Annotated in this window: 10 protein-coding genes and 1 pseudogene; 7 read left to right on the top strand and 4 right to left on the bottom strand. The window is 69.5% G+C overall.

Translation table 11 applies throughout. The features are described from left to right. Positions 1 to 121 precede the first annotated feature (121 nt). From ACTWQR_RS05200 to ACTWQR_RS05185, 4 genes are all read left to right on the top strand, one after another. The gene (locus ACTWQR_RS05200) at positions 122 to 1,465 is read left to right on the top strand and encodes an ABC transporter substrate-binding protein (protein WP_443225689.1); all 1,344 of its coding nucleotides are present in this window, start codon (positions 122 to 124) and stop codon (positions 1,463 to 1,465) included. Between the two features lie 109 nt (positions 1,466 to 1,574). Continuing rightward, positions 1,575 to 2,516: a carbohydrate ABC transporter permease gene (locus ACTWQR_RS05195; RefSeq protein ID WP_443225688.1), complete on the top strand. Its 942-nt coding sequence runs from the start codon at positions 1,575 to 1,577 to the stop codon at positions 2,514 to 2,516. Continuing rightward, positions 2,513 to 3,370, top strand: coding sequence for a carbohydrate ABC transporter permease (locus ACTWQR_RS05190; RefSeq protein WP_443225687.1), 858 nt, complete (start codon positions 2,513 to 2,515; stop codon positions 3,368 to 3,370). The genes ACTWQR_RS05195 and ACTWQR_RS05190 overlap by 4 nt, the downstream gene beginning before the upstream one ends. 67 nt (positions 3,371 to 3,437) lie before the next feature. Continuing rightward, positions 3,438 to 5,501 (top strand): beta-galactosidase, encoded by a 2,064-nt coding sequence (locus ACTWQR_RS05185; RefSeq protein WP_443225686.1) that lies wholly within the window; start codon positions 3,438 to 3,440, stop codon positions 5,499 to 5,501. A 75-nt stretch (positions 5,502 to 5,576) separates the two neighbouring features. On the opposite strand, the gene ACTWQR_RS05180 is transcribed toward ACTWQR_RS05185, so the two are convergent. Together ACTWQR_RS05180 and ACTWQR_RS05175 are read right to left on the bottom strand one after the other, a co-directional pair. Continuing rightward, positions 5,577 to 7,061, bottom strand: a complete 1,485-nt coding sequence (locus ACTWQR_RS05180) for an FGGY-family carbohydrate kinase (RefSeq protein WP_443225685.1) — start codon at positions 7,059 to 7,061, stop codon at positions 5,577 to 5,579. Between the two features lie 9 nt (positions 7,062 to 7,070). Then, complete coding sequence (locus ACTWQR_RS05175; protein WP_443225684.1) at positions 7,071 to 8,144, bottom strand: mechanosensitive ion channel family protein; 1,074 nt, start codon at positions 8,142 to 8,144, stop codon at positions 7,071 to 7,073. Between the two features lie 305 nt (positions 8,145 to 8,449). On the opposite strand from ACTWQR_RS05175, the pseudogene ACTWQR_RS05170 reads away from it, so the two are divergent. Further along, positions 8,450 to 8,749 (top strand): annotated as a pseudogene (locus tag ACTWQR_RS05170) (FGGY family carbohydrate kinase); the annotation flags it as partial. A 28-nt stretch (positions 8,750 to 8,777) separates the two neighbouring features. Here the strand turns inward: ACTWQR_RS05170 and ACTWQR_RS05165 are convergent. Next, positions 8,778 to 9,740 carry a lysylphosphatidylglycerol synthase transmembrane domain-containing protein gene (locus tag ACTWQR_RS05165; protein ID WP_443225683.1) on the bottom strand — a complete coding sequence of 321 codons (963 nt, stop codon included), beginning with the start codon at positions 9,738 to 9,740 and terminating at the stop codon, positions 8,778 to 8,780. A 209-nt stretch (positions 9,741 to 9,949) separates the two neighbouring features. On the opposite strand from ACTWQR_RS05165, the gene ACTWQR_RS05160 reads away from it, so the two are divergent. After that, the gene (locus ACTWQR_RS05160; RefSeq protein WP_443225856.1) at positions 9,950 to 11,869 is read left to right on the top strand and encodes an ABC transporter ATP-binding protein; all 1,920 of its coding nucleotides are present in this window, start codon (positions 9,950 to 9,952) and stop codon (positions 11,867 to 11,869) included. A 252-nt stretch (positions 11,870 to 12,121) separates the two neighbouring features. After that, positions 12,122 to 12,856, top strand: a complete 735-nt coding sequence (locus ACTWQR_RS05155) for a GOLPH3/VPS74 family protein (RefSeq protein ID WP_443225682.1) — start codon at positions 12,122 to 12,124, stop codon at positions 12,854 to 12,856. Between the two features lie 16 nt (positions 12,857 to 12,872). Here ACTWQR_RS05155 and ACTWQR_RS05150 read toward each other — a convergent pair whose 3' ends face one another. Beyond that, entirely contained in the window at positions 12,873 to 14,234 is a 1,362-nt protein-coding gene (locus tag ACTWQR_RS05150) for a hypothetical protein (protein WP_443225681.1), read from the bottom strand. Positions 14,235 to 14,508 lie beyond the last annotated feature (274 nt).

Below are 14,508 nucleotides of genomic sequence, written 5' to 3'. Positions count from 1 at the left end.
ACCGTCGGCGGGACGGCCGACCGCACTCCGCCGTCGGCCCGATCCGCCCTGCCCGCGTGCGCCGTCGGGGACGGCCGTCGCACGCGCACTCGTAGCAGCCGCACCACGTGAGGAGTCACGTGTGTTCACCACCCCACCGCCCCTGCCCCGTCGCACCCTGCTGCGCGGCGCCCTCGGCCTCGGCGCGGCCGCCGCACTCGCAGCCTGCGGCCGTGACAGCACCACCGCCCGTACCTCCGGAGACGTGAGCCTTTCCCTGTGGACCCACGACCCGGGATACGAGGCCTTCTTCACCAAAGGCATCCCGGAGGCCGACCGGCTCACCGACTTCCGCTTCCGCCTGAAGGTCACTCGCACCGGACCTGCCGACCTCGTCACCAAGCTGCTCGCCCAGGCCGTCGCGGGACGCGGCACACCGGACATGGCGGGATTCGAGATCGGCAGCTTCCCGCGCATGCTGCGCGGCGACATCTCGGAGCGGCTGCTGTACGACCTCACCCCCGACATCGCTGCCGTGCCGGGACTGAAGGACGACCTGCTGCCGGCCCGCACCGCTCCCTACGCCAAGGACGGCAAGCTCTACGCCCTCGACTCGGACACCCCGATGGTCGTCTACTACTACCGCGACGACCTGTTCACCGAGTACGGCCTGCCGAAGGACACCCCGACCTGGGAGGAGTTCGCCGAACTCGGCGCCCGCGTGCACAAGGACCACAACGCCTCGTTGTGCGTCGTCAGTACGGCCGGCAGCGACCCGGGGCAGGTCGTGCAGTCCTTCCAGATGTTGCTCTACCAGCGCGGCGGCGCCTTCTTCGACGCCGACCAGCAGTTGGTGCTCGATTCGGCCGAGGCCGAGGAAACGCTGGGCTTCCTGTGTGAGGGGTTGCGCAGCGGCTTCGTCATCGACGTCTCCGACTACTACGGGGCCGCGATGCAGACCGCCCTGAAACAGGGCAGGGTCATCGGCCTGCCCATGGCCATCTGGTACAAGAACTACGGTCTTGTGCCCAACGTGCCCGAGCAGAAAGGGAAGTGGCGGGTCAAGGCGATGCCGCGGTTCGCGAAGGGCGGCGGGACGACGGCGGCCCTCGGCGGCACCGGCTTCGGCGTCGTCAAGGACAAGGCCAATACACAGGCGGCCACGGATTTCCTTTTCAACACCTGGCTCACGCACGACGGCCAGGTCCGCCGCTTCACCGAGACGGGTTACCTGCCCACTCGCCGGTCCGTGTTCGAGGACCCGCAACTCGGCGCGCTCAAGGACGAGTTCTGCGGTGGTCAGCGGCTCTTCGGCCTCTATCGCGACCTGCTGCCGGACGTCCCTCCGCTCTACACGAGTCCCGATCAGTCGATCCTCTTCGATGTGCTTGCCGGGAATCTGCTGCGGGCTTATCGCGGGGACCTCAGTCCGAGGCAGGCGCTGAAGGGGACGGCGGAAGAGTTTCGTGACCAGGCGGGGCGTTAGCGCTCGTCGTCGGAAAGCTGCGGGCCGTCAGTGGCTGGTCGCGCAGTTCCCCGCGCCCCTTTCGGGGCGCGATACCGCAGTTTGGAAAGTACGCCCAGGAGAGCCGCCCATGACCACTGCTGTCGCTGATCCGGCCAGTACGCCCCGCGAACGTACGGGTGCGCGCCAGGCCGCTCCCCGTCTCAAGAAGTCTCGCGCCCCGTACCTCTTCATCGCCCCCTTCTACGTCCTCTACGTCCTGTTCATGCTGATCCCGATCGCGGTCTCGCTCTGGCTGAGCCTCACCGAATGGGTCGGTCTTGGCACCCCGCACTGGGTGGGCCTGCGCAACTACCGTCTTCTCGCCACCGACGTCAGCTTCCACCGCGCTCTGGGCAACACGGGCATCTTCGTGCTCATCGCCGTCTGCCTCGTCGTACCGCTGGCCCTGCTGATCGCGCAGGCCCTCAACACGCGCGGTCTGCGCGTCCGCGACCTGTGGCGCACCGCCTATTTCGTGCCGATCGTCGTGTCTCCGATCATTGTGGCGCTGATCTTCGGCCTGGTATTCGACCGGCAGTTCGGGCTGCTGAACTCCGTCCTGCGCGCCCTGTTCGGCACCGGAGGCGTGGACTGGCTCGGCGATCCGGACCTGGCCAAGGTGAGCATCGGCCTGGTGATGCTGTGGCGCTGGACCGGCTACCTCACCGTGTTCTTCCTCGCCGGACTCCAGGCCGTACCAAAGGAGTTGTACGAGGCGGCCGCCCTCGACGGCGCCGGACGCATCCGCACGTTCACCACGGTCACCCTCCCGGCGCTGAAACCGGTGACCGCCTTCGTGGTCGTCACCTCCTTCATCGGCGCCGCGCAGATCTTCGAGGAGCCGTACCTGCTGACCGGCGGCGGACCCGCCGAAAGCACCCTGTCGGTGACGATGTTCATCTACCGGGCCGCCTTCCAGCGCCAGCAGTTCGGGTACGCGGCCGCCGCGGCCGTCGTGCTGTTCGTCGTCGTCTTCGGCCTCAGTCAGCTCTTCAACCGTCTGCTCGGAATCGGGAGGGCATCCTCATGAGCGCGATCACTTCTTCCGCACGCTCTTCCGTACGCGCGAGGAGCCGACGTGGCCTGCTCTACCTGACCCTGGTCCTGCTGCTTCTCGCCTTCCTCGCCCCGCTGCTGTGGGCGCTGAGCGGGTCGTTCAAGCCGCGCGGCGACATCTTCGCGTATCCGCCGAAGCTGATTCCGGATCCCTTCACCCTGCACAACTACCGTGCGCTGATCGAGGACCAGCCGTTCGTGCGCTGGTTCCTGATCAGCACCGTGGTCGCCGTCGTCGCCACCGTCGTGTCGGTCTTCGTCTGCGCGCTGGCCGGCTACGGCTTCGCCAAGTTCCGGTTCGCCGGCAGGAAGATGCTGTTCGGGGTGATGTTCAGCTCGCTGTCCATCCCGTTCGCGGTGATCCTCGTGCCGCTGTTCGTGATCCTGGTCAAGACGGGGCTCGGCAGCCCGTGGTTCGCGCTGATCGTGCCCTGGGTGGCGCCCGCGTTCGGGATCTTCATGATGCAGCAGTACATCGTGCAGTCCATCCCGGACTCGCTCCTCGAGGCCGCCCGCATCGACGGGGCGAGCGAGTTCGGCATCTTCCGGCGGATCGTACTGCCGCTGCTGCGGCCCTCGCTCGGCGCGCTCGCCGTATGGCAGTTCCTGCAGAGCTACAACAGCTTCCTGTGGCCGCTGGTCCTGGTTTCCGACAGCTCGCAGTACACCCTGCCGCTCGGCCTGCAGACCCTCTTCCTCTCGGAGCAACGACAGTACGACCTGGTGATGGCCGGTGCCGTGCTGGCCGTCCTCCCGGCCGTCGCCCTCTTCGTCCTCCTGCGCAAGCAGCTCCTGGAGGGCCTGTCCACGGGGGCGGTCAAGGGCTGACACCCGCCGGGGTGCCAGCCGGCCGATGTGCCATCCGACGCCCACTCGACTCACCTGAAGGAGAATCATGTTCGACCTGCCCGACCGGGTCCTGTTCGGTGCCGCCTACTACCACGAGTACCAGCCGTACGAGCGGCTCAAGGACGACCTCGACCTGATGGCGGAGGCCCGCTTCACGGTGATCCGGGTCGGCGAGTCCGTCTGGTCGACGTGGGAGCCTACGAGCGGCCGCTTCGACCTCGACTGGCTCCAGCCGGTTCTGGACGGCGCCCACGAGCGGGGGATCCGCGTGATCCTCGGGACGCCGACGTACGCCGTACCGCCGTGGCTCGCCCGGCAGTACCCGGAGATCGCGGGGGAGGACCGGACCGGACAGCGCATCGGCTGGGGCGGCCGCCAGGAAGTCGACTTCACCCACCCGGCGTTCCGCTTCCACGCCGAGCGAGTCATCCGCAAGGTCGTCGGCCGGTACGCCGCCCACCCGGCCGTCATCGGCTTCCAGGTCGACAACGAACCGGGACTCCACCTCTTCCACAACCATGGCGTGTTCCAGCGCTTCACCGACCATCTGCGCGACACGTACGGCGACGTGGAGACCCTCAACCGCGAGTGGGGACTGGTCTATTGGTCGCACCGGCTGTCGACCTGGGCCGACCTGTGGACGCCCGACGGCAATGCGCAACCGCAGTACGACCTGGCCTGGCGCCGCTTCCAGGCCCGGCTGACCACCGAGTTCATCGCCTGGCAGACGGAGATCGTCCGCGAGTACGCCCGGCCGGACCAGTTCGTCACGACGTGCATCTCCTACGAGCGGCCCGGGGTCGAGGACGACGAGCTGACCAAGGAGCTCGACGTCACGGCCGGCAACCCGTACTACACGATGCAGGACGCCCTCGCCCTGCCGGACGAGGGCCGCGGTGATCAGGGCTGGACGACCAACGGCACCTGGGCGCTGTACCAGAGCGCCGACCGCATGTACTCCTCCCGCCAGGAACCCTTCCTGGTGACCGAGACCGACGCGCAGGCCATCGGCTTCCCCTGGAACAACCGCCCCGCGTACGACGGACAGTGGCGCCAGGCGGCCTGGGCGCTCATCTCGCGCGGCGCCTCGATGATCGAGTACTGGCACTGGCACACCCTGCACTTCGGTACCGAGACCTACTGGGGCGGCGTGCTGCCGCACAACGGGCGCCCCGGCCGGGTGTACCGCGAACTCGCCGCGCTTGGAGCCGAGTTGGAGACCGCAGGCGATCTGGTGGCCTCCCTCACCCCGGACGCCGACGTGGCGTTCCTCTACTCCGGCCCCAGCAAATGGGCGCTCCAGGCGCAGCCTCCGCTCGCCACGCCCGACGGAGGCCCGGACCAGCGCTCGTACCAGACCGTCTTCGACGCCTTCTACCGAGGCGCCTTCGACGCGGGGCTGCAGAGCAGGATCACGCACCCCGGGCAGCTGGACGCCGCGGACCTGCCGCCGGTGCTGGTCGTCCCCGCCTTCTACGCGGCCGACGACGCGACCCTCGACCGCCTGCTCGCCTACGCCACGGCCGGCGGCCACCTGGTCCTGGGCCCGCGCACGGCCTACGCGGACCACGAGGCCAGGGCCCGCACGGACGCACAGCCCGCCCGCCTGGCCAAGGCGGCCGGAGTCACGTACGACGAGTTCAGCAACCTGGGCGGCGAACTCGTCGTCCACGGCACCGACACCTTCCCCCTGCCGGAGCAGGCACGCGCCCTCCACTGGGCGGACGGCCTTCAGCCTCAGGGAGCGGAGACGCTGGTCACCTACGAGCACCCGCACTTCGGCCGCTGGCCCGCGGCGACGACGCACGAACACGGTGCCGGGCGCATCACATACGTCGGCACCGTGCCGGACCCGGCCTTCGCGAAGGCTCTCTTCCGCTGGGCCGCCCCGGCGGGTGTCCGGCACCCGGCCCCGCCGAGCGTCACGTCGACCGCGGCGACCTCTCGGGACGGGCGCCGTGTGCGTTTCCTGCACAACTGGTCGTGGGATCCGGCGCGGGTGGTCCTGCCGATGCCCGCACATGACGTGCTCACAGGGACCTCGTACGCCGCGGACCAGGAGGTCTCGCTGGGGCCGTGGGATGTGAAGGTCCTCCGGGAGGAATCGTGATCGGCTGAACGCGCCCGCGGAAGCGCCCCCCGGTCGGACTCAGGGGGCGCGGAGGCGCGCACATCCCCTCAACTCTCAGCGAGCGACGTCCCGTTGATACTCGGCCAGCGCGTGGGTGAGGTCGCGCGTCGCCGGATACAGCCGCAGGTACAGCGCGTACAGCTCGTCGTAGCGGGCGCGGAGGCGCGGGTCCGGGGCGATCCGCTCGCGCACCGGGTTCCAAGAGTCGATGAGCGGCCCGCCGACGGCGCTCGCGGCGAGGAACGCCGCCCCGTAGCTCGCTCCGAGCGTGACGGTCCTGACCTCCTGCTCCAGGTCCGTCACGGCTGAGACGATCCGGGTCCACAGGCCGCCCTGGGTGCCGCCGCCCACGGCGACCGCACGGCGGATGTCGGCACCGGCCGCGCGCATCGCCTCGACGTTGTGCCGTACGCCGAAGGCCGTCGCCTCCAGGGCGGCCCGGTAGAGGTCGCCGCGGGTGTGCTCCACCGTCAGTCCGGCGATCACACCGCGTGCGTACGGATCGGCCACCGGAGTCCGCTCACCCGCGAAGTACGGCAACATCAGCAGCCCCCGCGCGCCGGGCCCGGACGACTCGGCCTCGGCGAGCAGGGAGGCGTGGTCGGGTGTGCCGAACAGCTCCCGCAACCAGTCCGTGATCACGCCGGACGTGGCCATGCCGCCCGCGAGGCTGCGTGTTCCGGGCAATGCCCCGACCGTGCTCCACAGTTGGGGCACCAGGATGCGGTCGGACACGGTGTTGATCAGGAACATGGTGCTGCCGTACATGAGCATGAGGTCACCGGTGTGCTGTGCTCCCACGCTCAGCGCCTCCGACCAGGCGTCGATCGTGCCGGTGACGACCGGGATTCCGGCGGGCAGACCGGTGACTCCGGCAGCCTCGGCGGTGACGTGACCGGCGATGTCTCCCGGCCACCTCAGGAGGGGCAGCTCGAGCCACGGGGCGACGCGTCGGACCCACGGCTGGTACCACTCCTGCGCCACCGAGTCGTAGAGCGGGACCGACTGGCTCGCCGAGTGGTGATCGAGCACGTACGTCCCGGTCAGTCGGCACACCAGGTACGAGCTGGGCATGTACAGGCGCCGGGCCCTCGCGACCGTCTCGGGCTCGTGCTCCGCCAGCCAGGCGAGTTTGGGGCCCACGGCCTGGGTGGACAGCAGGGACCCGCAGCGCCGCAGCACGGCGTCGTGGCCCAATTCGGCGTCCAGGCGGGCGATCTGTTCGGTCGCGCGCGTGTCGACGCCGTACAGGATCGCCGGGCGCAGCGGCGTGTCCGCCTCGTCCGCCAGGGCCACGCAGGGGCCCATACCGCTGACGCCCACCGCGGTGACCGAGGCGTCGTCACCGAGGGACTTCAGCAACTCCCGGGCGATCGAGGTGAATTCGTCCCACCACACCCGCGCGTCCATCTCGACGTGCCCGGGCCGCTGACGGCTGACCGCGTGCGGGCGGACAGCCGTCGCGAGCACGGTCCCGTCCTCGTCCACCAGCACGCCCTTGCTGCTGGACGTACCGATGTCGACCCCAAGTACCGTCATGCGTTCGTTCTACGGGATGGTGATGGATCCGTCGCGCTGCGTGGGAATCGCCACGCCGTTCTGCTGGAGGGCGACGGTGCGCGCCGGAGAGGGAATGCGGATGCCCTCCACGTGGTACCGCTTGTGCAGCCGCTTGATGAACTCGTGCTTGATCCGGTACTGGTCGCTGAACTCCCCGACACCCAGGATCACGGTGAAGCTGATCCGCGAGTCCCCGAACGTGTGGAAGCGGATGGCCGGTTCGTGCTCGGGGACCGCGCCCTCGATCTCCGTCATGACCTCGACGACGACCTCGGAGGTGACGCGCTCGACGTGCTCCAGGTCGCTGTCGTAGCCGACGCCGACCTGCACGGTGAGGGTCATCTCCTGTTCCGGGCGGCTGTAGTTGGTCATGTTGGTGCTGGAGAGCTGGGCGTTGGGGATGATCACGAGGTTGTTGGAGAGGTTGCGCACGACCGTGTTGCGCCAGTTGATGTCGACGACGTACCCCTCCTCACCGCTGGTGAGGCGGATGTAGTCGCCGGGCTGGATCGTCTTCGAGGCAAGGATGTGGATGCCCGCGAAGAGGTTGGCGAGAGTGTCCTGGAGGGCCAGAGCCACCGCGAGACCGCCGACGCCGAGGGCGGTGAGCAGCGGGGCTATCGAGATGCCCAGGGTCTGCAGGACGACCAGGCAGCCGATGGCCAGGACGACGACGCGGGTGATGTTGACGAAGATCGTGGCCGAACCGGCGACGCCGGAACGGGACTGCGTGACGGCCTTCACCAGGCCGGTGATCACGCGCGCCGCGGTGATGGTGGCGGCGAGGATGAGCAGGACCGTCAGGATCTGGTTGACGGTGTGGTTGATCCGGCCGGTCAGTGGCAGCGCCGCCGCGGCGGCCGCCACCCCGCCCGCGAGCGCCGCGACCGGCACCAGCGCGCGCAGCGCGTTGACGAGGACGTCGTCCCCGCTCCAGCGGGTACGGGTCGCGTGCTTGCCCAGCCAGCGCAGGAGGAGGCGCAGCAGAACGCCCGCCGCCAGCCCGACGGCCAGCCAGATTCCCGCCACGATCCAGTCGTGCAGTGTGAGGTCTCGGTTCACCAACTGCCTCCCGTCGTGCCGGGAAGGGGGCCTGCACCCGGTATGTGATGTGTCGTCACCTTGTTGTCACCTGCTGCTCGGTTACTGCTGGATTCCGGAATGTGCGAGCCCGCCGGGACAACGGGTCGTTGACCGGCGGGTTCACTAATCCTGCTACATGTGCGGGTGTGCTTCACGCCAGGGCCATCACGGACAGGCCATCCGCCCACCTTCGCGGCAGCCTTGACGTCCGGCAAGACCCGGACCGGGCTGGCGCTCCGTGATCACCGGCGACCCGCGTGATCGACGACTCACGGAGGTGGCCGATGCTGGGGCCGGTGCTCGCCGTGGACCAGGGTGCATCCGGGTGTCAAAGCCCTTGTCGTCTGCCCCGAGCGCGGTGTGATCGGCTCCGGCAGCGCGCCCGTACGTCCCCGGTATCCGCCCGGCGGACCGGTCGAGGTCGACCCGGCCGAGCTGTACGGGTCGGGGGTCGAGACCGTCCTCGCCTGGACCCCGACACCGGCGAGCCGCTCACCGACGCGCTCGTGCGGCAGGACTGGCGCGCCGAGACCGTGTGCGCCCAACTCGCTCCGCACGCCGAGGAGTTGCGGCACATCACCGGCCGGGCCCCCGAAGCGGTATACGGACGCCTCAGATCACCTTCCACCGCACGAGCGCGCCCAACGTCAGCGCCCCCGGCAGCAGCGGCAGCCACACCGTGATGATGCGGTAGGCGAGCACCACCGCGGTCGCCACCGCCGCCGGACCGCCCGCCGCCACCAGTGCCACGATCAGCGCGGCCTCCACCGAGCCGAGGCCGCCCGGTGTCGGGACGAGGGCGACCGCGACCGTCGCCGCCAGATACGCGACCGCCATGTGCAGTGGGGGTACCGACAGCCCCAACGCCTGCCCCACCGCGGCCAGTCCGGCCGCCTGCAGCGCGGGGAACGTGATCGCGCCGCCCCACAGCGCGAGCGCGCGAGCCGGTCGGCTGTGCACGGACCTGGCCTCGCCCAGCGCGGTCCGCAGGAAGGTGAACACGACGGTACGCACCCGTCGTATGAGCAGCAGGACCGTCACCGCGACGCACACCACCGCTCCCACGACGAGCAGCAGCGGACCGACCGACCCGTTCGGGAGGAGCACGTCGACCCGCAGGGCGTCGGGGAAGGCGATCAACAGGGCCAGCAGAAGCCCGATCCGGGCTATTGACTCGGCGAGCATGTAGAGCGCGAGCGCGGACGACGAACGGGCCAGCGGGACCCCGCACACCGTCATGAACCGCAGGTTGACGGCGCTCGCACCCAGACCCGTCGGCAGCAGATGGTTGGCCGCGCCCGCCGCGAACTGCGCGGCCAGCAACCGGCCCTTGGGAAGCCGCTCGACGAGCGCGCCCTGCCGTGTGACCGCCGCGGCCACCCAGGTGAGGCAGGTCGCGGCGACCGCGACCAGCAGCCACGGCCACTCGGCCGTCGTCAGGTGGCCGAAGCCGTCGGCGAGCACGGACCGGTGCTGCACCGCGACGACGACCACGAGGGCGAGCGGGAGGAGGCACAGGATCTGCCGGACCGGGAGGCGTCTGGGGAGGCTCGGGGGGAGGCGTTCGACCGTCACATCGGGAGAGCGTTTCCACGCCGCACCAACGTGGGGTTGCGGGCATGGGGACGGAGCCTGACACGCCGGGCACGGCATCGGGTCGCTCGTGTCGGGCGGGAGGATCGGTTCGGTGAGTGTCATCGGCTTTCCCTTGGCCTCGATTGGACTCCATTGACCTCGACATTGACCTCAATGTTGCTTGAGGTTCTACGGTCGGTCCCATGAGTATGGAGACCACAGCCTGGACGCAGCTGCACAGCGTCATGACCGCCCGGCCGGAGCGCCGCCCCTTCGCCCGCGCGACGATGCGCCGCATCGCCGAGTTCGCACGCCCGCATCGCCGCCGCATCGCGCAGTTCGTGGTGCTCAGCGTGGCGACGGCACTGCTCGCCGTGGCGACGCCGGTCCTCGCCGGACGTGTCGTGGACGTGATCGTGTCCGGCGGGGAGGAGGGCAGGGTCGTACGACTCGCCCTGCTCATCGCCCTGATCGCGTTCGCCGAGGCGGCGCTGGGACTGGTGGGCCGCTGGCTCTCGGCGAACCTGGGGGAGGGGCTCATCCTCGATCTGCGGACGGCGGTCTTCGATCATGTGCAGCGCATGCCGGTCGCGTTCTTCACACGCACTCGTACGGGCGCGCTCGTCAGTCGTCTCAACAACGACGTGATCGGCGCCCAGCGAGCGTTCAGCAACACCCTGTCCGGCGTCGTGAGCAATCTGGTGACCCTGCTGCTCACCCTCGCCGTGATGCTCACGCTCTCCTGGCAGATCACGCTGCTCGCGCTGGTGCTGCTCCCGGTCTTCGTCGTACCCGCCCGCCGCATGGGCAGCCGGATGGCGAAACTGCAGCGCGAGGCGGCCGACCTCAACGCCGCGATGGGTACGCGGATGACCGAGCGCTTCTCCGCGCCCGGCGCCACGCTGATCAAGCTCTTCGGCCGGCCCGGCGACGAGTCCGCGGAGTTCGCGGCGCGGGCCCGGCGGGTGCGGGACATCGGGGTGCGCACGGCGATGGCGCAGACCGCGTTCATCACGGCGCTGACCCTCGTCTCCGCGCTCGCGCTCGCCCTGGTCTACGGGCTCGGCGGCTGGTTCGCGCTGCGCGGCAGCCTGGAAGCGGGCGCCGTCGTGTCGCTGGCCCTGCTCCTGACCCGCCTGTACGCGCCGCTGACCTCCCTGGCCGGAGCCCGGGTCGAGGTCATGACCGCCCTGGTCAGCTTCGAGCGCGTCTTCGAGGTCCTCGATCTGAAGCCGCTGATCGAGGAGAAGCCGGACGCGCGCGAGGTTCCGGACGGCCCGGCCTCCGTCGAGTTCACCGACGTCCGCTTCGCCTACCCGTCCGCCGACAAGGTCTCCCTGGCCTCCCTGGAGGAGGTCGCCGCGCTCGACACGCGCGGCGGCACCGAGGTCCTGCACGGCATCTCCTTCCGTGCCGAACCCGGCCAGACCGTCGCCCTCGTCGGCTCGTCCGGCGCGGGCAAGTCGACCATCGCGGCGCTGCTGCCGAGGCTGTACGACACCGATGAGGGCTCCGTACGCATCGGCGGCGTCGACGTCCGCGAGGTGAGCGCCGAGTCGATGCGGGCGACCCTAGGCATGGTTACCCAGGACGGGCACCTTTTCCACGAGTCGATCCGCACCAACCTGCTGCTCGCCAGGCCCGGTGCCGACGAGGACGAACTGTGGGACGTCCTGCGCCGGGCCCGCCTCGACGACCTCGTACGCTCCCTGCCCGACGGCCTCGACACGGTGGTCGGCGAGCGCGGCTACCGGCTCTCCGGCGGCGAGCGCCAGCGCATGACCATCGCCCGGCTGTTGCTGGCCCGCCAGCGGGTGGTCGTCCTCGACGAGGCCACGGCCCACTTGGACAACACCTCCGAAGCCGCCGTGCAGGCGGCGCTCACAGAGGCCCTGGAGGGGCGTACCGCGGTCGTCATCGCACACCGGCTGTCGACGGTACGGGCCGCCGACTTGATCCTCGTCGTCGAGGCGGGCCGGATCGTCGAGCGCGGCACGCACGAGGAACTGCTCGCGGCGGACGGACGGTACGCGGAGCTGTACCGGACGCAGTTCGAGAAGCCGGGAGGGTCCGACGTCCCCCGGGACGGCGTGCCGGAGATCGCCGCGGCGGGAGAGGCGGCGGCGTAGGCAGCGGGTACGCGCCGTGACGCTCCTGAGGGCGACTGCACCGCCGATCCGGCGGGCGTACGGCGAGATGTCCGGCGGACCGATCGCGGACACCATGTGGCTGTGGCAGATCGGCCTGGTCTCACTGAACGCGGCGGGAGCCGTCGCCCGGTTCGACGTACCTGCGTACGTACCGCGGCTGACAGGCCGGCGATTGCCCGCCCGCCTGCCCGCCTGCCCGGCCGTCCGCCAGAAGAAGGGAAGACGAGTCACATGTCCGTGCCTCCGCCGCGGAACCTGTCCCTGCCCGAGGAGTTCGTCCTGCTCTCACACCTGGCCTCCGGCAAGGTGCACGGCTCCGCTCGGGCGGTGATCGGATGCGCGGCGGCCGAACTCGGCGAACTCGCGCTGCGTCGCAAGCTGCTGGTCCGTTCCCGGAAATCCAGGATGCTCGGCTTCGACGTCCACCGCACGCACGGCGTCGAGATCGAGCTGCTGGACACCGGCCCTACCGGCCTCGCCTGGGCCGACGAGTTGCTGGCCGAGTTGCAGCAGCACGGCTCCGCTTCCGGACACGGCCGCGTCCGCCTCCCTTGGTGGTTCCGGCGGCACCACCAAGGGTTCTCGCTGCACCGGGCGGCGCTCGCCGAGCGAGGCGTACTGCGTCCAGAGCCCGGCCGGCACAGCGGCCTCCTCCGATCCCCCGCGAGGCAACGCCACCACCCCGACCCCGTGGTGCGCGACGCGCTCATCGCGGAGGTCCGCGCCGCCGCCGACGAGCAGGCCAGAATCGACGAACACATGATGTTCCTGTCCGACCTGGTGGAGACCGTCGGGTTGAGCAAGAACCTGGGGGCCACGATGAGCGTGCGCCGGAGGCTGGATCGCGGTCGTGGTGTCGGTGCGGTGGAGTACCTCCCCGAGGACCTGCGGGACACCAGCTCAGCGCTCGCCGCGCTGGTGCCGACGCGTGACAACGACGCGCGGTACGGCCGCCCCCGGGTCTGACGGGCGGCCGTGACCGTCAGGTCTTCTGCAGTGCGCGGAACTGGTCGATCCACACACGGTTCCGTCCGGGCAGACCGTCCTCGCCGTCCACCACGGTGTACGGGCAGAACAGGCTGTTGAGGATCCACGGCTGTTTCGTCGCGGTGAAGTCCGTCGTCATGGCGTCGTCCTGGATCACCCCGTAGGTGGCCACCGCGAGCTTTTCGGTGCTGCGGAACTTCTCGACCTGGTCCTGGAGAAAGGTGTTGTTGCTCTTGAACCAGGGGCTCATGGCGAGGAAATCGTCCCACTTCTTCTGGGTGAAGCGCTCATCCTCCTGGGTGGAGCGGTCATCGATGGCTCCCTTGAGCACCTCCCACACCTCTTTCCCCTGCTCCTCCGGGTAATCGTGTGCGAATTCGGCGGAGACCGGGTCCGTCAGGTGGTCCAACCAGAGGTTGACCAGGGAGAATTCGGTGGCCAGGAACTTCTGATCGGTGCGCAAGCCATCGAGGCCGTCGAGTATGAATGTGAGGTAGTCCTGGCCGTCGCCCGGGGCCGCCAGGTGCGGATGGATGTCCACTCCCTTGATGGCCATGGTGTTGTTCACGAAGCGCATCCAGCGCTTCTTGGCACGCGTGATCCTGCTCTCGTCATCGAGGTGGTTGAGCGCACCCATGTAGAGCTCGGTCTTGTCCGCCGAGTTCTCGTCACGGTAGGCGATGACGCGTTGGGCGAGCTTCTCGTAGAAGACGTTGAGGCGGTCGTCGCGGTCCTCGGGTTGGCTTTCGATGAACGGTTCGTTGCCGATCACCAGGATGTCGACCTTGTTCATGACGACCGGCAGTACCTTTTCCAGGCGCTCGAACGCGGTCGTCCAGGCGTCGCTGCCCGGGGTCGGGATGGGATTCTCTTTGTACTCGAATTTCAGCGACAGGACCGTGCCGTAGCCACGTGCACTGGCATCCAGGAGCATTCCGATCTGCGGGCTCCCGGCGATTTCGTCCGCGGAGGAACCGTCGGCATCGCGCATGGGGTAGAACCCCCGCAGCCAAGTGGCCTCGACATCCTCCAGCTGCTCGAATGTCAATTTGCCCGGGTCGCCGTTGAAGTTCGCCCCGAGGACCCCGACCGGGGGCGGTGCCGTAACGCGAGCCGCATCCTCGCCCGGCACGACGTCCTGGCCCGGTCCTGCGTTCTGGCTCAGCCCTACCTTCTGCGCCGCTTCCGCACTCTGGCTCGGTCCCGTGTTCTTGCTCGGTCCGGACACATCGTCCCGGAACCCCGCGGCGCCCAACGCGGCCAGCCCGGCAGCCCCGGACACGCCGAGCATCCGCCGACGGGACAACACATGGTGCTTGTGGGCTCCGGTCGACTCCACGCCGAAGTTTTCCCCCATCACAACTCTCCTTTCTCTCGCGTCTCTCGCGCCAGAGCTCGTGGCGCTGTGAACCGCATCGTGATCTTCATGGCCGCGGTCGGATTGCCACTTGCAGGGGCTCTGCGCTGCGCCCGACGCTCAACTCCGCCCGGACCGTGCGGGATTACCGCTCAGCCGCGCGGCGACGTGGGCGCCGCGCCTCACGTGGCCGAGGACGGCCCGGCCCCGCTGTCAGCCGGGGTCATCTCGAGGTCAGCCTCCGTGACAGCCCGCTGTCCGCATGCCGCATGCG

Source organism: Streptomyces sp. 2A115, assembly GCF_052245575.1.
Classification (GTDB): domain Bacteria; phylum Actinomycetota; class Actinomycetes; order Streptomycetales; family Streptomycetaceae; genus Streptomyces.
Note: the sequence above shows the minus strand (reverse complement) of the source record. Positions and strands in the feature narration are given on the sequence as shown.